Origin of the sequence: Halegenticoccus tardaugens (genome assembly GCF_004116405.1) — an archaeon.
Taxonomy (GTDB): Archaea; Halobacteriota; Halobacteria; order Halobacteriales; family Haloferacaceae; genus Halegenticoccus; species Halegenticoccus tardaugens.
Window position 1 is genome coordinate 127,221 of record NZ_SDIC01000006.1, and the last position, 19,977, is coordinate 147,197.

Consider the following 19,977-nt stretch of genomic DNA (forward strand, 5'->3'; position numbering starts at 1 on the left):
CGCGTCCGTCACCGGTCCCGCTAGTTGACGCCGAGCACCTTGCCGCAGCGCCTGCAGAGCCAGAGGTTCCGCCGTCCGGCCCCGAGCACGACGCGGGGCGGTTCGTCGGTCCCCTCACGCTCGTCGAAGGTGATCTCGCGGACCGTCTCCCCCTTCTCGACCCCGTCTTTCGACGCGATCTCGGCCCCGCAGTCCGGACAGTCGAACGATTCGTCGCTCATGTCGGGAGGGTACGATCGCCGCGGGCATAATCCCGAGCGGTCGGTGTGCGATCGGCGCACGACCCGTTCGCCGGTCGCCCGCGACGCCGCTGAGCGACTCCGCCGAAGCGCGGTCGTTAAACGTCCCGGCCCGCAACGACGAGTCAATGAGTCGGGACGCCTATTCCGAGGGGGATCTGCGGAAGACCGGGATGGCCCTCAAACACGACAGGGAGTGGGACTACGAACTGGAACGGATCGTCGAGGCGATCGAGGAACGCGGGGCGACGAAGGTCGGCCTCCAGTTCCCGGAGGGACTGAAGCGCCGCGGCCCGGCCGTGGCCGACGACCTCCGGGCGCTCGTCGGGGACGGGGTGACGTTCATGCTCTCCGGGCAGCCCTGCTACGGCGCGTGCGACCTCGACACGTACCTGATGCGCCGGACGGACGTGTTCGTCCACTTCGGCCACTCGCCGATGAAGGAGTCGGACAAGATCATCTACGTCCCGCTGTTCTCGAACGTCGATCCCTTCCCGATCATGGAGGAATCCCTCGACGAACTCGAAGCGGGCGACGTGGGTCTCGTCACCACCGCCCAGCACATGAACCGCTTCGAGGAGATGGCCGACTGGCTCGAAGCGCGCGGCTTCTCCGTGCACACCCGACGAGGCGACGACCGCCTCACGCACGAGGGGCAGGTCCTCGGCTGCAACTACGCCTCGGCCGACGTCGACGCCGATCAGGTGCTCTACGTCGGCGGCGGGAAGTTCCACCCGCTCGGCCTCGCCATGGAGCACCCCGAGAAGACGGTCGTCATCGCGGACCCGGTCAACAACGTCGTCACGGTCGCGGACACGGAGAAGTTCCTGAAGCAGCGCTACGGCGCGGTCCACCGGGCGATGGGGGCCGAAAAGTGGGGCGTCATCTTCTGCACCAAGATCGGCCAGGGTCGCTGGGAGACCGCCCAGGAGATCCTCGACGACAACGAGGACGCCTACCTCATCACCATGGACGAGGTCACGCCGGACCGCCTGCGCAACTTCGACATGGACGCGTTCGTCAACACCGGGTGTCCGCGCATCACGACCGACGACGGCCCGCGGTTCCACAAGCCGATGCTGACGCCGGGCGAGTACCGGATCGTCGTCGGCGACGAACCGCTCGACTCGCTGTCGTTCGACACGTTCCACGGCACCTGGTGATCGCGACCGACGCCGTTTCGACTCGCCTCGCTCCTCGTCATCACGATCATCGTGACGATTCCGGCGTTTTTCGTCCTCGCCATCGTCGGCGGCGCGACCAGGACCGTCGCGCTCGGCACCGTCGTCGGCGAGGAGTTCACCGATCCGGGCCTGTTCGCCGCGCTCGGCATCGGTGCGCTCGTCTCGGCCGTCGTCGGCGTCGTGCCGATCCTCGGCGGGCTGTTCAACGTCTCTCTCGCCCTCCTCGGCGGCGGTTCGATGGTCCTCGGGCTCTGGAAGAAACGGGAAGCGTCGTCCTGACCGGAGCCGGGGTCGTGCGCCACGACTCACCCGACGGCCCGCTCGACGTACTCGACCGCTTCCTCGGGAGTCTCGACGGATTCGATGCCCGAGACGTCGTGCGTTCCGATGCCCGCGACCGGTCGGTCGAACACGCCCGCGAAGCCGATCTCCGAGAGCGTCCCCGCCGCACCGCCGATCGCGACGACCGCGTCGCCGTTCATCGCGACCAGCGCGTTCCGGGCGTGACCGATCCCGGTCGCGATCGCGGTGTCGACGTGGGGGTTCGCGGCCGTCGGGTCGTCCCCGGGGAGGATGCCGATCGTCTCGCCGCCCGCCGCCTTCGCGCCCCGGCAGGCCGCCTCCATCACCCCGCCGAGACCGCCGCAGACGACGACGGCCACGAAGTCGCCGGACCGTCGGCGCGGATCGAGTCCGACCCCGTCCGCACCCGGCCGGAATCACTTTTAAACTTCGACCGTTGTGTCCCGATATGGGCACGTACTCGGCACTCGTCGACGTGGACGAGTCGTCGTTCCAGAACGCGCAGGAGCTCGCGACCGTCTGGGGCGAGATCCGGCGCGACGTCGAAGAACTCGGCGGGGAGCTTCTCGACGCCTACGCGGTGCTCGGCGAGCGCGACTTTCTGGTGCTGTTCGAGGCCGACGACCGCGATCAGGCGTTCAAGATCTCCATCGCGATGGAACGGTACGGGCTCGACACCCAGACGATGGAGATCATCCCGGTCGACGACCTCGGATCGATCGTCGAGGACTTCTGAGCGGGATCGCCCGGCGACCTGCTCACCGGGAGACGAGTTCCGCGAGCTTCGACAGCGTCGCCGCCGCGTCCGCGCGGAATTCGGCGTGGGCCCGGTCGCTGTAGGGCGTCTCCTCCCTGTTGACGAGCACGAGCGTCCCCCCTTCCGCCGCGACGCCGGGGAGCGACGCCGCCGGCTCGACGGTGAGCGACGAGCCGACGGCGAGGAACACGTCGCTGTCGGCCGCCAGCCGCCGCGCCTCCGCGAACGTCTCCCGCGGGAGCGCCTCGCCGAAGAGCACCACGTCGGGCTTGTAGACGCCGCCGCAGCCGTCGCATCGCGGCGGGAGTTCGCCCGTCCGGACGCGCTCTCGGACGGGCGCGGCTTCCTCGCGACGGCCGCAATCGCGACAGACGACGCGGGCGCCGGTGCCGTGGAGTTCGAGCACCCGATCGCTCCCGGCCTCGGCGTGCAACCCGTCGGTGTTCTGTGTGATCACCGCGTCCAGAAACCCCTCCCGTTCGAGCCGCGCGAGCGCCTCGTGGGCGGCGTTCGGGGCGACCGACTCCGGGAACATCGCCTCGTGGAGGCGCAGCCGATCCCGCCAGAACCCCGCCGGATCGGCGTCGAACCGACCGATCCGAAAGTCGCCCGGGTCGAACTCGGTCCTCCAGATTCCGCCCTCGCCGCGGAAGCTGGGAACGCCGGAGGCGGTGCTCACGCCCGCCCCGGTGAGCGCGACCGCGACGTCCGCCTCGGTGAGCGCGTCCGCGACCGCCGCGAGATCGTCGTCCGTGGTCGACGACGGGAGGGAATCACCCATGTCCGACGGTGGGTGGGATGCGAGAAAAAACGCGCGCTCGCGCCGGTCACCGGCGTCGGGCGTCGCGGGTGAGCCGGCGCTTCGGGGCCGGCGTCGTCAGCCGGATGAAACGGAGCATGTCAACATACGTCGCGCTCGGTCGACCGACGGGGTTGCGGCGATCGTTCACGGTGTCGCGTCTCACGCCTCGCGGACACCTGTACCTTCTGCCTGTACTGCCCGGGCGGGCCGCCGCCGCGACTCCACAACGTTTAGACCGTCCGCGCGCGCAGGGGTGCGTATGACAGTCAGTGACTGGGGCGACTGGCTCCCGCGCGCGGTCGACGACGCCGACCCGGACACCGTCGCCGTCTGGTACCTCGGCTGCAACGGCTTCGTACTCAAAGGTAGCGGCGGAACGACGCTGTTCATCGATCCGTACGTCGGCACCGGCGACCCGCCGCGGACGGTCCGGATGGTGCCGGTTCCGTTCGACCCGGCGGACGTCGAGGCGGCCGACGCGATCCTGGCGACCCACGAGCACACGGATCACACCCACGGTCCGAGTCAAGCGCCGATCCTCGCGAACACGGGGGCGACGTTCTACGCGCCGGACGACAGCCTCGCGGTCGCCCGGGAGGACGAGCGTTGGACCGAGAACTGGGACGTCGCGGAGGACCAGTTCGAGGCGGTCGAGGAGGGAGACGCGCTGGAGATCGGCGAGTTCACCGTCCGCGTCGAGACCGCCGACGACCCCGACTCGACCCACCCCGTCAGTTACGTCCTCGAGCACGACTCGGGGACGATCTTCCACGGCGGCGACACGAAGCCCGCGGAGGCGTTCGAGGACCTCGGCGAGCGGTACGACGTCGACCTCGGCATCCTCGCGTTCGGCGCGATCGGCAACGTCCCGGACAAGGAGACGGGCGAGCCGATCCGGACGAAGTGGTACTCCACCGAAAACGAGATCGTGAAGGCCGCGAGCGACCTGCAGTTCGATCGGCTACTCCCCAGCCACTGGGACATGTGGAAGGGGATGACCGCGGATCCGAAGGCGCTGCACCACCACGCGCGGAGCTACGAGTATCCCTCGACGCTCGAACTCGTCGAGATCGGCGACAGGGTCGATCTGTAGGCCGGCGAAGCGGACGAACGACGGAGGATCGATCGAGCGGACGAGCGATCGAGCGATCGAGCGATCGAACGGACGGACGTTCTCGCCGATTGATTTATGTGGTGTGTCAGAATTGTGTTGAATATGAGCCAGGGCTCCGCAGGGGACGAGGTGGTCACGGTCGAAAGCGAGGGGATAACGGTGAGAAAACGGTTCGTCGCGGACGAATTCCCGGTTCCGGCGATCAGGTTCGAGATCGACTCCGACCGGTCGGACGACGTCATCATACGGGTGACAGATACGATTCCGGAATCGTTCTCGATGGAGCGGGTGGGCTTTCACCCCGACTACGAGAACGACAACTGGACCGCCTACAAGGATCACCGCGTCGAGTACCGCCGCGCTCTCCAACCGGGGGAGTCGGTCACGACCGTCTACGGCGTCCGCCTCGACGATCCGGCCGAGGGCGCGTCGTTCCTCGGCGAACCGGTCCTCGAACGCGTCGTCGGCGACGCGGACGACGAGCGCGGCGGCGAATCGCTCGACGACGTCGTTGGCGAGGACCGAACCCAGGTCGTCCGCGAGGCGCTCGCGGGCGACCGGGAGTCCCTCCCGGGGATGGGTTCGGGCGAAGCGGACGGTCCCGCGGAACTCGACTTCGACGACCCGACCGGCGCGGGCGGCGCGGATCCCGGCGAGACCGCGGACGCGTCGAGCGAGGTCGACGCTGACGATCCGACCGCGTCGAACGACGACGACGCGAAGGAATCGGTCGACGGACCCGAAATCGAACCGCTCGCGCTCGAAGATCCGGAGGAGCCGAGCGAGGTGGACGAGAGGCACGACGCCGACGAGACCGTCGAGGGTGTCGAAACCGACGTCACCGCCGACGAATCGAGTCCCCGCGCGCTCGCCGCCGACACGACGCCGGCCGTTACGACGCGCGATTCCGGTTCGGATCCGATGGACCCGACGGACCCGACGGCAGACCCGTCGACGGCTCCGACCTCCGCTCCGACGGTACCCGAAGCGGCGTCAGCCGGCGTCGCCGAGGCGCTGGCGGCCGAAATCCGCGACGGTCGGGTCGACGACGACGACCTCGCGCTCTTGCGGCGCGAACTCGACCTCGAAGAGCCGACGGCCGGGGAGATTCCCGCCAGCGTCGACGCGCGGATCGGCCACCTCCAGTCGAAGGTGGACGATCTCGAAGCCTACAGCGACGCGCTCGCCGCGTTCCTCGACGAGGAGGGGACGGGCGAGGCGATCATCGCCGACCTGCGAGAGCGCGTCGAGACGACGGACGAGGCGATCTCCGACCTCGCGTCCGAATTCGACGACGCGGCGTCGGAGCGGGCCGACCTCCGCGACGCCGTGGAGGGCTTCGACGGCCGACTGGACACGCTGGACGCCGCCACGGAGACGAACGCCGAGGCGTTCGAGCGCCTCGACGAGGAGATGGGGGACGTGCGCGCGGACCTCGCCGATCTCGACGGCGACGTCGTCGCCCTGCGGGAGGAACTCGCCGCGTTCGACGACGAACTCGCAGAGTTCCGCGCCTTCCGCGCGCGCCTCGACGACGTCTTCGGCGGGGCCTGAGGCGTCGATCCGTCGGAAATCCACCTCGGACGGTCCACGTTATCGAATAACGCGCTGACGCGCCCGGAAGTTGCGAAAAGCGCAATCGGTTTAGCCCCCGATACCCTCGGTCCGGTAATGAGCCGGACGGTCAGCGTCGCCGTGCCCCGAAAGGGGCGACCACTCGAAGCGGTTCTCGAACGCCTCGCTACCGGGGCGGGCGTCCACGACCTCGCGGACGAGATCGCCTCGACGCTCCGCTACGAGAAGGCCGTCACGAAGGGCCGAACGCAGCCCGACCGCGACGTGTACGAGCGCCTCGCCGAGTACAGCGACATCTCGGATCCCGCCGCGCCCGAGTACACGCTCCTGCGCGACGACCGGGACGGCAACCCTCGACGGATCGTGTTCGACAGCGCCACGGTCTCCGTCGACGGCGTCGACGTCAGGTTGGTCGGCCGCGAGGAACCGTTCCGCGCCCTCCGGACCCACGAGTTCGCGCTCGGGTTCGACAGCGCCGACCTCGTCCTGGAGGAGGTCGTCGCGCTTCGCCCCGACGGCATCGAGGATCTCGGCGACGTCAACGCCCGCATCGATCCCCGGGACACCGACGTCCGGGTCGTCACCGGCCTCGGTGATACCGTTTACCACACCCTGATGGCGACGCCCGAGGTGTTGCCGCCCGGGGCGGATCTGACCCGAGGGTTCGTCGCGGACTACGAGGGCGGTCTCTGCATCTCGCCCCGCTACGAACGACTGGTCGAGGCGGTCATCGGAACCGACGCGCTGGACGGCATCGAGTTCGCCTATCCTGCCGCGGGCGTGGAGGAGGAGGCAGCGATCGCCGACACCGGCCTCGGCGTCTACCTCACCGTGACGGGTTCGACCGCCCGGGAGCACGGGATGGTTCTCGGCGAACACCTGTTCCCGAGCGAGACGGTGCTGATGGAGAACGTCGCGGAAACGAACGCGACGACGGAGCGGCTCACGTCCCTACTCGTCGCGCAGCCGCTCGAAACGGCGATCCGGGTCTGACGGGTCGCGCCCGGATCCGTTTCCCCCGTTCGAAATAACGACAATAAACTGGTAGTACGTGGGTTCACGTTCGAGAACGGCTATCTCCGCTCGAAGGCTCTACGCGGACATGCCGACGAGATCATCCGAAGCGATCGTCCCGTCCTTCTCGCCGAGGCTCTCCGCCGGAGGATCGCCCGCGGACGCCGCGTGGCTGTTCGATGCACCGGGGATCGTCGGTATCGAGAGCGCCGCGCGCGACCTCCTCGCGTCCACCGACGGACCGGCACAGTATCTGCTGATCTTCCTGCTCGCGGCGACGCCGCTACTGGAGATTCTGGTGGTCATTCCGATCGGCGTCGCGCTCGGGTTGAATCCGCTGGCCGTCGCCGTCGTCGCTTTTTTCGGAAACGTCGTCCCGATTTACGGGCTGATCCTGGCGCACGAACGCGTGGATCGGTACCTCCGCGCTCGACGAGGAGGCCGATCCCCCTCCAAACGCGGCGCGCGAGCGCGGCGGATCTGGGCCACGTACGGGCTCCCCGGGCTGGCGCTCTCCTCGCCGATCATCACCGGCGTACACGTCGCCGCACTGCTCGCCCTGGGGCTCGGCTCCCCGCGTCGCTCGACGGCCATCTGGATGACGGTCGGTATCGCGCTGTGGACGGTTTTCGTCACGTTCGTCGCCGTCACCGGCGCATCGATCCTCTCGGGAGCCCTCTGACGCTCTCCGACGGGCCCTTTTACGACGACCGAAAGATTTAGGTCGTTGTTTAGGTATGCCTAAATCATATGTCCGACGGCTCATCGACCGGCGGCGGGCGACTCACGTCGAGCGACGGGAGCACCTCCTACGACGTGCTCGTCGTCGGCGGCGGTCCGGCCGGTTGTTCGGTCGGCGTGTTCACGGCGCGGTACGGCCTCGAAACGTGCATCCTCGACCGCGGAAACTCTTCGATCAAGCGGTGTGCGTACCTCGAAAACTACCTCGGGTTCCCCGCGGGCGTCGACGTCGACACCTTCTGCGCGCTCGCGCACGACCACGCCCGGGAGGCGGGCTGTGAGATCGTCCGCGATCTGGTCGAGGCGGTCCACCGAGACGACGCCGCGTCGCGCTCGAACGGCCGAGGACCGGGCGCCGCGTCCGGCGCGTTCCGGATCGAAACGCAGGACGGACGCGAGTTGACCGCGAACCGCGTCGTCGCCGCCGCGAAGTACGACGCGGAGTACCTCCGACCGCTCGACGCCGAGGGCGCGATGTTCGAGACGTACGAGTACGACGGCGAGGAGCACGAGCGGTTCGACCGCGCGTTCCCCGACGCTGACGGACGAACGCCGATCGAGGGGCTGTACGTCGCGGGACCGCTCTCCGGCGTCGGCGATCAGGTGATCATCAGCGCCGGCCACGGCGCGCAGGTCGGACGCAGCATCATCGCCGACGCGCGGCGCGAGGCGGACTACTGGGACGACGTGGCGGAACGCTACGACTGGATCCGCCGGAACGCGGAACTGGACGACGAGTGGCGCGATCGGGATCGCTGGCGGGAGTGGTTCGACGGCAACAAGGTCCCGGATTCCCCCGCCATCGACGACGACCGGGTCGAATGCGTCCGCGAGGAGTACATCGATTCGACCCTCGCGACGTACGTCGAAGCCGACGAGATCGACCGTCGGACGGCGCGCGGCCAGCGGCGGATCGCCCGACACCTCGACGACGCCGCGCTCCTCGACGCCGTCGACGACGACCGAATCGTCGAGTACGCTCGCCGGCTGGAAGCGGGCGGTTCGCGGGCGGAGACGGTCAGGAGCGCCGAGTAGCCACCCGCCCGCTGTTCCCGCTACGGTCAGTCCTCCCGGTCTCGCCGCCGGCGCTCGCGCCGCCGCTGTCGTCGCTTCTTTCGAATCATTCGCCTCGTCCGGCGCGCGAGACGGCGCGCCAGCCGACGAAACTGTCGGCGGTTGCTCACTGTGTTACCCCCCGTCGCGTACTTCCCGAAGGACGCGAATAACCGTGGCGGCCGCGAGGGTTCGATTTGATATATCGACATACGATTCATTCGACCCGGTTCGACCACGGATCTTAGTCGAACAGCCGATAGACGTTCGCCTCGTACGACGTTCTGACCCGATCGCCCCAGTTGTGCGTGTAGGTGTCGATGATGTCGTCGGCGACGTCGCCCCGGAGGTACTTGACGATCCCGCGGTCGCCCGTCCGATCCCGCAGGTGGGTGGTGAAAAAGTGCCGGAAGTAGTGCGGGGTCACGTTCTCCTCGGCTCCGCCCCCCGGCCTGTGCCAGTTTCGCCGCGCGGCGTGCGCTTCGACGGCGTGGTGCACCATGTGCGGGGTGAGCCGCTCCCCCCAGCGCTCGCTCGTGCTGAGAAACAGCGGCTCGGCGGGCGAGACGGGGTCGGGGCGGATCGCGAGCCAGCGGATCAGCTCCCGCCGGAGTTCGTCGTCGACAGGGACGACGGTCGAGCGCTTCCGCTTGTTCGAGGCGGTTCTGCGCTCGCCGTCCGTGACGTCGCCCGCGCTGTGGTCCGCGGAGACGTACAGCGAGTCCCCCCGCCCGTCCAACTGCGGGCGGACGCGTACGCCCTCCATCCCTCGAACCACGTCGACGGAGAGGTCCCTAAGGTCGAGGTTGCAGAGTTCTCCGGCCCGGATGCCGGTCTTCAACAGCGTGACGACGACCGCCCTGTGAAGCGGGTGGGCGATCTCGTCGACGAACTCGCGCATCTCCTCGACCGAAATCTCCCTGCGGGTGGGGTTGGCGTCGATCGACTCGTCCAGTTCCTCCATGACGAGGACCATCGGATTCGTGTCGAACTCACCGACCTGCGTCATGTACGAGTAAAACCGGTGGAGGTAGGACGCGTACGTGGCGACCGTGCTCCGGGCGACGCCGCCGCGCAGCGTGTGGATCCACGCCATGCACTCGCGGTGCGTCGCGGTTTCGAGCGATGCGTCCGGCCGTCGCTCGGCGAGGAACGCCTCGAACTCCCGAAGGACGCGCTCGTACGCCTCGCGCGTCCGCCGCGTCTTTCCGTGGTACGTCATGTCCTCGACGAAGTACGCGATCGCGTCTCCCGACGCGTGAGTGGACGACTCAGTCGCCACGAGCGCCTCCCGAGAGTGCGTATCCGTCCGCCCGGCCGCTGTACCGAATCCGACCCGTCGTCTGGAGCCGCTGCAGCGTCTCGTCGAGCCTGCCCTCGATGTCGTCGGTCAACCGGTCGATGAGTTCCTCCCAGGAGAGGTGCTCTCCGTCGGCGAGCAGACGGACGACGCGCCGCTCCAACTCGCCGTCCGCGTCCGCCGGGCTTTCCGAGTCGTCGTCCGCAGCATCGGTCGATCCCGCGCGCGCTCGGGCGGACGGTATTTCGAACTCCCGTCGTCCGGCCTGAACCATCGTTCGAACGAACTCGCTTTGGCTCATCTCCAGCCGCTCCGCGTGTCTTCGCCACTCGTCTTTTTGATACGCCGGTACGTACGTCTTCACCGCCGACCGCGACGTGTCCAGATCGGCGTCTTTCATCACGCCGATACACTCTCGTCGACCGTCATCAAGTTATGCCTTGTAGCACAAATAAGGGCTCTTATTTGTGGGTACAGACCTACCTTCTCCGCCGAGATGGTCAATTATTTGTGTAGATGGGTATACTATGTCGGCAGATCGTGACTACACACACAACTAAAGAATACGGTCCCTCGTCGCCGGACATCGCCGCGTCGGACGGTCCGACTCCGTGATCGTCTCGCCGCGCGCGCCCGGTCGAGCGGATGGCGTTCCACGCGTGTTCGAGATCCCAGTTTTGGGGCGGTTCTGGAGGGCCGTTTTCTGTGCGTCACCCCTGGGGGTTCGCACCCGAAAAAGTACCTTCGACGAACCAATGTACCGATCGAACGATCCGCTTGAATGACCTCTTTCGGGATGGTACCTCGCGCGCGCTTCGATGGTTGACTCGCGAATTCACGAGCGCGGACTCAAAGTTGCTCCCCCTCTGACAAGGCGCCGTGCGCTGACTTTGGAATCATCGACGTCCGAGCGGAGAATCGGACGGGACCGACCGAACGTCGAGGCGGCCGGTGTCGTGAAAGCGCACCCTCGGACGGAAACCGCGCGTCCGGTGGGAGCGTTCGAGGGCCGAGACGGCGGGTGATCCGGACGGTCAGCCGGTCGGTCGAACCTCGGCCACGCCGTCCTTCGTGCGCCGCGTCGATCGGCGACGAGGCGGATCGGTCTCGATCGTCCTTCTCGGCGGGATCGCCGGTTTCGCGTCGGCGGTCACGCGACCGTTTGAGCGTTTCGCGTCTTTCTCCCCGTTCGTTCGGGAGGACTCTCCAGCCGTCGAGAGGGAAGCCGCGGCCGACGGGCGTCCTCGTCGTTACGGCTTTGCGACTTCCCGCAGTTTCGACTCGGCGGTGTGATTCCGACCGCTCGTCTGCGGCTCGACCGCGTCGAGCGTTCTGCGCCGTCAGTCGCCGGCTGACCCTGGCCGCGTGGCGCGGTCGCGTATTTGCGATCGTGCGTTGTTCGCTCGTCGCCCGGGAGCGCGCATCCACCCCCGACCACGCGACGGCCCACCGAAGATTTTCGGCGGTGTCGCTCCGTTGTCGTAAATTCATCGAATGTTTAACGTTTGTTGTTTAGCAGAGTTCTCAGTCCGTAGCGAGGAATATACACGTTATATCGCTATACGTAATGTGGTCCGGGTTGCGAATTCCGCCGAAAACGTTCACGATTCGCCAGTTTCGGCGGCCGTTCCGTCCTTTCTCGCTCCACAATCACTATACGGTCCCCGAGGGATTTCTCGCGCACTTATGCCACAGAGAGTCGGTCCCCTCGCGCGGACTCTCGCGTTGCCTTATTACGAAGACGCCCTCCCCGCGCACGATAGCTTCCACGCCAATCGAGTCCGCGATCTATCGCTCCGGTTAGCGAACGAGTGTGAGCGGGCCGTCGATCGAGACGTCCTTTCCGCAGCGGCTTGGCTGCACGACATCGGCCGCCCACTGGAGCGGTCGGGAGAAATCGACGATCACGGTAAATGGGCTACGGTAGAAGCAGAAGAACTACTCGAAGCCAAGGAAGTTCCAGCTGATCAACTCGAGGCAATCAAACACTGCATTCGGGCACACAGCATCCGGGCTAGCTCTCCAGACCCGGAGACGCTCGAGGCAGAATTACTCTTTGATGCGGACAAGTTAGACACGACTGGCGCGGTCGGTATCGCTCGCCTGGCCTGCATTGTCGGGGAGCGGTCGGGCCGGGCGGGCGAAAAATACGCGGTGATCGACGATCTGTCGGCTCCCCGGAGGGTGACATCAGATCACCCCGATGTTTCGTTACTTCAGGAGTGGGCGAGAGAGCGTCTGGATGAGCTGCATACCGGTCCTGCGCGCCGACTGGGGAAGTCCAGGTGGGAGTTCATGGAAGACTTCTTCGCCCGATTTAACGACGAAATAGGACTCGAAGGAGAGCGCTGAATCGGTTCGACTCGAGTCTGTGAATGTAACTCGCGGACGTCTCGTGGGGTATATACATTCACCGACAAAATTTCGGTTCCTCGAGGATTCGAAAGAGCGGCCAGAAATCTCTCTCCGTCGTCCGGTTCGTCTCCGTATCGGGCGGTCATCGGCCACGAGTAGTACGCTCGACGATACGGCTCCGGCGTTCCGAAGCCGACGCCCGAGCGTGGGAGTTCGAACCGCCCTACTCGATCGCCGTCTCGTCCTCTCGACCCTCTCCGAAGAACGCCCGGAGGTCCTCGGCGACGGTTTTCGGAACCTCCCACTCGAGGAAGTGCCCGCCGCGCGTCGTCTCCGTCCACCGGTCGATTCGGTAGGATCGCTCGGCCCACTCCCGCGGCGTCGGGAACATATCTCGCGGCGACATCAACATCGCCGTGGGAACCTCGGGTTTTCCCCACTTTCCGGGGTCGCGCGCCGATTCGTAGTAGAGTCGCACTGAAGAACCGATCGTCTCCGTCGCCCAGTAGACGGTGAGGTTCGTGAGGAGGTCGTCCTTCGCGTAGACGGCCTCCAGATCGCCGTCGTGGTCGCTCCACGACCAGAACTTCTCGAGTATCCAGCCGGCCAGACCGGCCGGCGAGTCGTTCAGCGCGTAGGCGAGCGTCTGCGGCTTCGTCGACTGTTCTTTCGCGTAGGCCATCTCCCGGATATCCCACTCGCGCGCCGTTTCGACGAACTCGGCCTCCGCCTCGGACAGGTCGTCGGGAACCTCACCGAGGTACGGATTCGTCCCGGAGAGGTGGATCCCGATCAGCGCGTCGGGGTGCGCGAGGGCGAGCTGTTGGATCACGCCCTCACCGAGATCGCTCCCGCGAGCGGCGTAGCGCTCGTAGCCGAGCTCCTCGGTCATCAGCCGGTGGAAGTACTCGGACATCTCCGCGACGCTCATACCCGGTTCCCTCGGCCGGTCCGAGAACCCGAAGCCGATCAGCGACGCGGCGACGACGTCGAACGACTCTTCGGGCTCACCACCGTGGGCGCTCGGATCCGTCAGCATCGGGAGCAGATCCAGCATCTGGACGAACGAACCGGGCCACCCGTGCAGGAGGAGCAACGGGGTCGCGTCCCCGCCCGTCCCCCGTTCGTGGACGAAGTGAATCCCGAGACCGTCGACTTCGGCTCTGTAGTGGTCGAACCCGTTGAGTCGCGTCTCCTGAGCGCGCCAGTCGAATTCCTCGCCCCAGTAGGCGACGAGGTCGCGCAGGTACTCCCCGTTCGTTCCGTAGTCCCAGCCGACGTCCGAGAGCGAATCGGGCCACCGGGTGGCCGCGAGCCGCCCGTTTAGGTCGTCGGTCTCCTCTTCTGGAATGTTGATTTCGAAGGAACGAACGCTCATGCAACCACCTTACAGGAGAGTACCGACGCGATCGATCATAAAACGAGCCGTGCAGTGTACGTTGCCGAGACGTTCGTCGGGGGCCGGATCCGACCTTCCAGTGCGCGGAGTGCGACTCGCCCGCTTCGTGAGCGATGCGTTCGGAGTTCGAGGGTCTCGACGCGGCCCGCCACCCCTACGAGGAACGCGGTTTCGAACTCGGCGAGGAGGACGTCCACGACGAGTGGGGGCCCGAGGTGCGGTACCGGTGGTTCGAACGCGTCCGGTGACGACGGGACATCGTCCCTCAGTCGCACGCGTCGGCGACGAACTCCCGAAGGAGGCGACGTACGTCGTCGCCACGGTCGCCGGAGAACAGCCGCTGTGCGTGGTCGTCGCCATCGTACGCCACCAGCTCCTTCGGCTCCGGCGCGGCGGCGTGCAGTTCCCGGCCGATCCTGACGTACTTTTCGTGCTCCCGCTCGCTGATCACGAACAGGAGCCGCCCCTGGAGGTCGGGCGCGTGATCCACGCCGCCGCTGGCCGAGAGCGTGACCGTTCCGTCGACGGTGCCGGACGGAGCGTGCGCGTTCGCGATGACGGCCGCCCGGCCGCCGACGCTCGCTCCGACGAGCACCAGACGGTCCACGTCTTGCGCGTCGCGCATGTACCGTATCGCCCCCCGAACCGAGCCGGAGCGGTCGTCGGCGTCGACGTCGATCGCGAGGACGTGTCTCCCCCGACGGGCGAACCGTTCCGCTTGCTCCTTCCAGCTCGTCCTCTCCCTGTCGATCTGCGGGATCAGCACGACGCCGCACGCGCCGTCCCCGTAGAGCGTTCCCTCGACAGTCGAGCCGCGCGCCGCGTCGAAGGTGACGTCCCGGGGCCGCCTCGGTTCTTCGTCGTCGCCGAGACAGCCGACGGTCGCACCGGCGAGCGCGAATCCGGCGAGCGTCAGGATTCGCCTTCGATTCGCCGCCCGGAGTCCCATGCGTCCGGAGAGGCCTCGTTCGTATATTGTTAACCGCGGCTTACGCGTCGAACGCCCCCGGTCGCCGACTGAGCGCTTATGACGATCGACGATCGTTATCTCCCTCGGGTGTGTAGATTGAATTACACGAATCGGGCGGCGAGCGGGGACGGCGTCGATGGCTGACGTCGAACTGTACCTGATCATCGGAGCCGGACTGCTCCTCGCGCTCGTCCTGAGCGAGGCGATAGAGCGCCTCGGCGAGCCGGGATTTCTCGGCGAAATCCTCACCGGCGTCGTCTTCGGACCCTCGCTCTTGATGCTCGTCAATCCGCGGCAGGGGACGCCGTTCGAACTGTTCGCGCTCCTCGGCGGCGTCCTCCTGTTCTTCGACGTCGGTTACGAGCAGATCGACCTCGACGACCTCCTGAAGGCCGGGCGACCGGCGCTGATCATCGGGCTCTCCGGTATCCTCCTCCCCTTCGCGACCGGTGTCGCGCTGGGGTTCGAATTCGGGTACCGACTCGAGGCGAGCCTCTATCTGGGGCTCATCCTCGGCGTCACCTCGATCTCTATCGTGGTCCGGACGCTGATGTCGCTGGAGCGGCTCGACACGGAGTACGGGCGCTGGATCCTCGGAGCGTCGGTCGTCGACGACGTGATCGGCCTCCTGAGCATCTCGCTTCTCCCCCTCTTTTTCGTCGGCGGCTCGACGACGGCGACGCTCGAAACGGTCGGCGTCGCGCTCTCGTTCTTCCTCGTCGCCGCGGTCTTCTACCGCTTCTTCCTCGGTCGGATCTCGGGGCTCCTCTCGCGCGCGACGGAGGGTCAGGCGGATTTCATGGGCGTCATGGGACTGCTCTTCCTGTTCAGCTACGCCGCCGAGGCGGTCCGGCTCTCGGCGACGATCGGCGCGCTGACGATCGGGCTCATCATCTCGACCGACCGCCGCTTCGAGGAGAGGGACATCCGCGGGAGCGTCGAGGGGATCGCCTACGGCATCTTCATCCCCCTCTACTTCATCTTCGTCGGGTCGAACGTCAACCTGCGAGTCCTCGCCGACCTCAACCCGTTCATCGTCGTCTTCACGGTCGTCGGTCTCCTGTCGAACTTCGTCGCCGGCTACGTCGGCAACATCCTCGCCGGCGGAAAACGGGAGCTGTCGATCGTGTTCGGCGTCGGCCTGCTCCCCCGATCCGAGGCCGGCGTCGCGCTCGTCGCGCTGGCGGTCGCGCAGGGCATCGTCCCGAACGAGATACTCATCGCCTACCTCGTCATGTTCGTCCTCTCCGTGTTCGCCACGCCGTCGCTCCTGAAGCGGGCGGTCGACCGCGCCGACCCGAGGGGCGGCTCGAAGCCCGGTTCGAGGGCGGACTCGAAGACCGGCTAACGCGTCAGTCCCCTCCGCTCTCCACGGACGTCGCGTCCCGGCGGAATCGGGCCAGTTCCGCCGCGAGCGCCCGCCGTTTTATGAGCGCGAAGCCGACGAGGATGACCAGAAAGCCGACGACGGTCGTCGATTCGACGGTCTCGCCGAGCGCGAGCCAGCCGGCGAGCGCGGCGAAGATCGGGATGACGTACTCGATGAAGCTCATCTCGATCGGACCGACCCGTTCGAGCAGGTGGAAGTACGTCAGAAAGCCGAGCGCGCCGGCGACGACCCCGAGGTACGCGACGGCGGCGACGGCATCGATCGCCCACGTGACGTCCGAGAGCGGTTCGGTCGGAAGCGCGAGGCTCGTCGCGTGGAGCAAGAGCGCGCCGATCGCCATCATCCACGCCTGCGTCGAGACGAGCGGGAGCGACGGCTCCCGGCTGTAGGTGGCGACCGCGCCGACCGCGAAGGCGACGGCCGCCGCCAGCACGAGCGCGACGCCCCGGACGTCGCTCGAAAGCAGGTTCGTCGGATCCGGATCCGCGATGACGACGACGCCGACGAAGCCGAGGGCGACGCCCGCGACCCCGAGCGGCGAGAGGCGCTCGCCCGTCGAGAACAGCCGCGTGAGCGCCGGGGTGATGACCGGAACCAGCCCGAGGAGGACGGCCGCGACCGCGCTCGACACGTGTTGTTGACCGGCGAACAGGAACGCGTGGTGACCGCCGATGGCGAGCGCGCCGCCCGCGAGGACGTACGCGGCGTCGTCCGCGGTCCGCGGCCGCCAGCGCGCGCCGGTGGCCGCCACGTAGCCGAACAGGAGCGCGGCGGCGAGATCGAAGCGCAGCGCCGCGAAGAGCGCCGGCGGGAGGTGGTCCAGCCCGGCCTTCGTCACCATGAACGCCGTCCCCCAGATCGCGGAGAGGGCGAGAAAGATCGCCGCGTCTCGGTATCGTCTCATCGTCCGCCGCTCCGAAGCGCGCGCGGATAACGACTGTTTTTCCGGTCGGCGCGTCCGCGATCGACGCGCGGTTCCGGATCGGCGCACCTCCGCTCGCGCACGGGCCGGCCGTTCGTGCAGCCCGTCCCGCTCGCGGTCGGACGTTCACGCGGTCCGTTCCGCGGCCGGGAGGACGCTCCCGGTGACGCGGTACACGCCGCCGAGGAGAACGAACGCGGCGACGATCGGGACGACCGCCGCCGCGCGATACAGGGTGAGGTAGCCGATTCGTTCGGCCACGGGGAGCGCGACGAGGTGGCCGAGCGCGCCGCCGAGATCGCCGAGCGCGTTCATCGTCCCGGTGGCGCGCCCCATCCGCTCGGCGGGGGTGAGGTCGGCGAGCAGCGCGAGGAGCGGTCCGTTCACGCCGCCCTGCCCCCCGCCGAGGAGAACGATCGCCGCGACGACCTCCGCGAGCGAATTCGCGGCGGCGAGCAGGACGAACCCGACCGCCATCGTCCCGAGCGAGACGAGCAACACGGGAACCCGACCGCCGCGTCGGTCGCTCAGCGTTCCCCCGGCGACGGTGCAGGCCGACGCCACGAGGACGCTGAGGCCGATGAAGACGCCCGACGCCCCTTCCGGTCCGAATCCCGCGACGCCGACGTCGGTCGCTCCCAGATAGGTGACGAGCGTCGCGAACACGATGCCGCTGTAGGCGAAGAGGAGGCCGAAGTTCACGAACCCGACGGTGAGCGATCCGACGCCGAGGTCGAGATCCCGAAAGCCGACCGCGCTCTTTCCCCCCTCGACGTGCGTCTCCGGGATCGCGACGGCGGCGACGACCGCGGCGATCGCTGCGAGCGACGCGGCGAATTCGAACGCGACGGTCGGTCCGTAGAGTTCGCTCGCGACGCCGCCGAGGGCCATCCCCGCGGGAAAGCCGATCGAACTCCCGCCGCGGATCAGGCTCATCGTCCGTCCCCGCGAGTCGCTCTCGCTCACGTCCGCCGCGATCGTGTACGCCGTCGCGAGGACGAGCGCGCCGCCGAGCCCCCACAGCGCGCGCGCCGCGGTGAACCACGCCTCGGGCACCGGCGACCCCATCCCGACGACGTACCCGAACGTCGCCGCCGCCTCGAGCGCGACGCCGGCGACGAACGGCGTTCGCGTCCCGACCCGATCGGCGAGCGCGCCCGCCGGCGCGCTCGCGACCAGCCTGACGAACCGGCTCGCGCTGAGGACGACGCCGACGAGGACCGGCGAGACGTCGACGATCGCGCTCAGGTTCGGCAGGATCGGGAAGATGACGCCGCCGCTGAAGCCGAGAAAGAGCGTGCTCGCGACGACCGCGACGACGGTGGCGCGGGCGCTTTGGCACCTCCGAGATCCCGCCATGGCTCAGTACACGCTCCGAAGCCGGTCGATCTCCCACCCGACCGCGCTCTCCGTGAACTGCTCCCAGTGACCCCGCTTCACTTCGAGGTACGCCTCGTGCAGTTCGGTTCCGAGGGCCTCCTCCAGCACCGCGTCGGCTTCGAGCGCGTCGAGGGCCGCGCCCAGCGTCCGGGGGAGCCGTTCGATCCCCCGCTCCGCTCGCGCGTCCGCCGAGAGGTTCCCCGGGTCGACGCCGACCGGATCGGGCGGCGAGAGCCGGCGGTCGATCCCGTCCTCGCCGGCCGCGAGGATCCCGAGGAGGGCGAGGTACGGGTTCGCCGTGTTGTCCGCCGCGCGGAACTCGATGCGCGTCGTCTTCCCGCCGTCGTTCGGCTGGGGCACGGGGATGCGGACCAGCGCCTCGCGGTTTCCGAACCCCCAGCAGACGAACGCCGACGCGCCGATCTGGGGGCGGAGGCGCGCGTACGAGTTCGCGGTCGCCGACGTCAACGCGACGAGGGCGGGCGCGTGTTCGAGCACCCCGGCGACGAAGCGGCGCGCCGTCTCGCTCAGCCCGTCCTCCGCGTCTGGATCGAAGAAGGCGTTGTCCGGGCCGTTCCACAGCGAGAGGTGCACGTGACACCCGTTCGTCGAGTGCTCGAACGGCTACGGCAGGAACGTGGCTCGCAACCCGCGGTTCGCCGCGACGCTCTTTACCGTCTCCTTGCAGAGGACGTACTCGTCCGCGGCGTCGACCCCCGGCGCGTGGCCGGTGACGATCTCGTGCTTTCCCGCGGCGTACTCGGGGTAGTACTTCTTCACGTCGATCCCCTGCGCCTTCAGCGCGTCCACCGCCGCGAGCACGAGATCGTGCGTCTCGCGCAGGCTCTCGGTCGAATACGCCCCGCGCTCGTCGACCCGTTCGATCGCTCCATTTTCGTCCTCCCCGAGGAGGTGGAACTCGCTTTCGAACGCGACGGCGGGGGAGAGGCCCTCGGCCGCCATGGCGTCGACGCGCGCCCGAAGCGAGGCGCGCGGATCGACCGCCCACGGCTCGCCGTCGAGCGTCGAGATGTCGCAGAGCATCGCGCCGCACCGGTCGGCGTACGGGAGCGCGCGGAAGGTCTCCGGGTCGGGTCGAAGCCGAACCTCTCCGGCGGCGTCGAACCGCCCGTCCTTCCGACGGCGACCGAGTGCGTTGTACGTCTGAACGAGCTTCGAGAGCGTCACGCCCCCGTCGACGGCGTCGTCGACGCCCGACGCGTCGACGGCGTGTGCGCGGGTCGCCCCGCTCATCGTCACGAACAGCAGTCGGACGAGATCGATGTTCTCGGCGGTGCAGCGTCCCTTCGGCGTCTGATCTGCCTCCACAGTTCGTTCCTCCGGTAGTACGAAAGAGATTTAGGTCTACCTAAAATATTTCGGCACGCGGAAGCGCGCGTTCCATCCCGGCTTTCGCGTCCGCCACGTTTTAGGTTTGCCTTAATTACTGATCCTCGACGAAGCAAAAACATTTTATTG

The 19,977-nt window shown here is 67.7% G+C and carries 21 protein-coding genes and 1 pseudogene; 11 read left to right on the forward strand and 11 right to left on the reverse strand.

Features of this window, described 5'->3' with window-relative positions; all coding sequences use genetic code 11:
* Positions 1-20: 20 nt before the first annotated feature.
* The gene (locus tag C3L37_RS16530) at positions 21-221 is read right to left on the reverse strand and encodes a hypothetical protein (RefSeq protein WP_129115703.1); all 201 of its coding nucleotides are present in this window, start codon (positions 219-221) and stop codon (positions 21-23) included.
* 146 nt (positions 222-367) lie between these two features.
* On the opposite strand from C3L37_RS16530, the gene dph2 reads away from it, so the two are divergent.
* Positions 368-1,402, forward strand: coding sequence for a diphthamide biosynthesis enzyme Dph2 (gene dph2, locus C3L37_RS16535; protein ID WP_129115704.1), 1,035 nt, complete (start codon positions 368-370; stop codon positions 1,400-1,402).
* Between the two features lie 51 nt (positions 1,403-1,453).
* A complete protein-coding gene (locus C3L37_RS16540; protein ID WP_129115705.1) occupies positions 1,454-1,702 on the forward strand; it encodes a hypothetical protein in 249 nt (82 codons plus the stop codon).
* A 26-nt stretch (positions 1,703-1,728) separates the two neighbouring features.
* Here C3L37_RS16540 and C3L37_RS16545 read toward each other — a convergent pair whose 3' ends face one another.
* Complete coding sequence (locus C3L37_RS16545; RefSeq protein WP_228546294.1) at positions 1,729-2,085, reverse strand: SLOG cluster 4 domain-containing protein; 357 nt, start codon at positions 2,083-2,085, stop codon at positions 1,729-1,731.
* Between the two features lie 89 nt (positions 2,086-2,174).
* Here C3L37_RS16545 and C3L37_RS16550 point away from each other — a divergent pair, with 89 nt between their 5' ends.
* Positions 2,175-2,462 (forward strand): GYD domain-containing protein, encoded by a 288-nt coding sequence (locus C3L37_RS16550; RefSeq protein ID WP_129115706.1) that lies wholly within the window; start codon positions 2,175-2,177, stop codon positions 2,460-2,462.
* A 22-nt stretch (positions 2,463-2,484) separates the two neighbouring features.
* On the opposite strand, the gene C3L37_RS16555 is transcribed toward C3L37_RS16550, so the two are convergent.
* Both C3L37_RS16555 and C3L37_RS24460 read right to left on the reverse strand, forming a co-directional pair.
* Entirely contained in the window at positions 2,485-3,264 is a 780-nt protein-coding gene (locus C3L37_RS16555; protein WP_129115707.1) for an SIR2 family NAD-dependent protein deacylase, read from the reverse strand.
* Between the two features lie 46 nt (positions 3,265-3,310).
* Positions 3,311-3,448, reverse strand: coding sequence for a hypothetical protein (locus tag C3L37_RS24460; protein WP_164974782.1), 138 nt, complete (start codon positions 3,446-3,448; stop codon positions 3,311-3,313).
* 96 nt (positions 3,449-3,544) lie between these two features.
* Between C3L37_RS24460 and C3L37_RS16560 the strand changes: the two genes are divergently transcribed.
* The 5 genes from C3L37_RS16560 (at position 3,545) to C3L37_RS16580 (ending at position 8,764) form a co-directional block, all read left to right on the forward strand.
* The gene (locus C3L37_RS16560; protein ID WP_129115708.1) at positions 3,545-4,378 is read left to right on the forward strand and encodes an MBL fold metallo-hydrolase; all 834 of its coding nucleotides are present in this window, start codon (positions 3,545-3,547) and stop codon (positions 4,376-4,378) included.
* A gap of 123 nt (positions 4,379-4,501) precedes the next feature.
* Positions 4,502-5,953 carry a hypothetical protein gene (locus tag C3L37_RS16565; protein WP_129115709.1) on the forward strand — a complete coding sequence of 484 codons (1,452 nt, stop codon included), beginning with the start codon at positions 4,502-4,504 and terminating at the stop codon, positions 5,951-5,953.
* Between the two features lie 117 nt (positions 5,954-6,070).
* Positions 6,071-6,967 (forward strand): hypothetical protein, encoded by an 897-nt coding sequence (locus C3L37_RS16570; RefSeq protein WP_129115710.1) that lies wholly within the window; start codon positions 6,071-6,073, stop codon positions 6,965-6,967.
* A gap of 109 nt (positions 6,968-7,076) precedes the next feature.
* On the forward strand, positions 7,077-7,670 hold the full coding sequence (locus C3L37_RS16575) for a small multi-drug export protein (RefSeq protein WP_129115711.1): 594 nt from the start codon (positions 7,077-7,079) through the stop codon (positions 7,668-7,670).
* Between the two features lie 68 nt (positions 7,671-7,738).
* A complete protein-coding gene (locus tag C3L37_RS16580; protein WP_129115712.1) occupies positions 7,739-8,764 on the forward strand; it encodes an FAD-dependent monooxygenase in 1,026 nt (341 codons plus the stop codon).
* A gap of 262 nt (positions 8,765-9,026) precedes the next feature.
* Here the strand turns inward: C3L37_RS16580 and C3L37_RS16585 are convergent, their stop codons facing one another.
* Both C3L37_RS16585 and C3L37_RS16590 read right to left on the reverse strand, forming a co-directional pair.
* On the reverse strand, positions 9,027-10,064 hold the full coding sequence (locus C3L37_RS16585) for a tyrosine-type recombinase/integrase (RefSeq protein ID WP_164974783.1): 1,038 nt from the start codon (positions 10,062-10,064) through the stop codon (positions 9,027-9,029).
* Positions 10,054-10,482: a DUF5805 domain-containing protein gene (locus tag C3L37_RS16590; protein ID WP_129115713.1), complete on the reverse strand. Its 429-nt coding sequence runs from the start codon at positions 10,480-10,482 to the stop codon at positions 10,054-10,056. Before C3L37_RS16590 ends, C3L37_RS16585 begins: the two co-directional genes overlap by 11 nt.
* Before the next feature lie 1,286 nt (positions 10,483-11,768).
* Here C3L37_RS16590 and C3L37_RS16595 point away from each other — a divergent pair.
* Complete coding sequence (locus C3L37_RS16595) at positions 11,769-12,434, forward strand: HD domain-containing protein (RefSeq protein WP_129115714.1); 666 nt, start codon at positions 11,769-11,771, stop codon at positions 12,432-12,434.
* 226 nt (positions 12,435-12,660) lie between these two features.
* Here C3L37_RS16595 and C3L37_RS16600 read toward each other — a convergent pair whose 3' ends face one another.
* Positions 12,661-13,815 (reverse strand): epoxide hydrolase family protein, encoded by a 1,155-nt coding sequence (locus C3L37_RS16600; protein ID WP_129115715.1) that lies wholly within the window; start codon positions 13,813-13,815, stop codon positions 12,661-12,663.
* Between the two features lie 134 nt (positions 13,816-13,949).
* Between C3L37_RS16600 and C3L37_RS25380 the strand changes: the two genes are divergently transcribed.
* Positions 13,950-14,084 (forward strand): hypothetical protein, encoded by a 135-nt coding sequence (locus C3L37_RS25380; protein WP_267195333.1) that lies wholly within the window; start codon positions 13,950-13,952, stop codon positions 14,082-14,084.
* A gap of 17 nt (positions 14,085-14,101) precedes the next feature.
* On the opposite strand, the gene C3L37_RS16605 is transcribed toward C3L37_RS25380, so the two are convergent.
* Entirely contained in the window at positions 14,102-14,785 is a 684-nt protein-coding gene (locus C3L37_RS16605) for a dienelactone hydrolase family protein (RefSeq protein WP_129115716.1), read from the reverse strand.
* A 157-nt stretch (positions 14,786-14,942) separates the two neighbouring features.
* On the opposite strand from C3L37_RS16605, the gene C3L37_RS16610 reads away from it, so the two are divergent.
* Positions 14,943-16,154: a cation:proton antiporter gene (locus C3L37_RS16610; protein WP_129115717.1), complete on the forward strand. Its 1,212-nt coding sequence runs from the start codon at positions 14,943-14,945 to the stop codon at positions 16,152-16,154.
* Between the two features lie 4 nt (positions 16,155-16,158).
* On the opposite strand, the gene C3L37_RS16615 is transcribed toward C3L37_RS16610, so the two are convergent.
* The 3 genes and pseudogenes from C3L37_RS16615 to glnA2 all read right to left on the reverse strand — a co-directional run bounded on the left by C3L37_RS16615 (position 16,159) and on the right by glnA2 (position 19,827).
* Complete coding sequence (locus C3L37_RS16615; RefSeq protein ID WP_129115718.1) at positions 16,159-17,100, reverse strand: DMT family transporter; 942 nt, start codon at positions 17,098-17,100, stop codon at positions 16,159-16,161.
* A gap of 144 nt (positions 17,101-17,244) precedes the next feature.
* A complete protein-coding gene (locus C3L37_RS16620) occupies positions 17,245-18,477 on the reverse strand; it encodes an MFS transporter (protein ID WP_129115719.1) in 1,233 nt (410 codons plus the stop codon).
* A 3-nt stretch (positions 18,478-18,480) separates the two neighbouring features.
* Positions 18,481-19,827: pseudogene (gene glnA2, locus C3L37_RS16625) on the reverse strand (gamma-glutamylputrescine synthetase).
* Between the last annotated feature and the right edge of the window lie 150 nt (positions 19,828-19,977).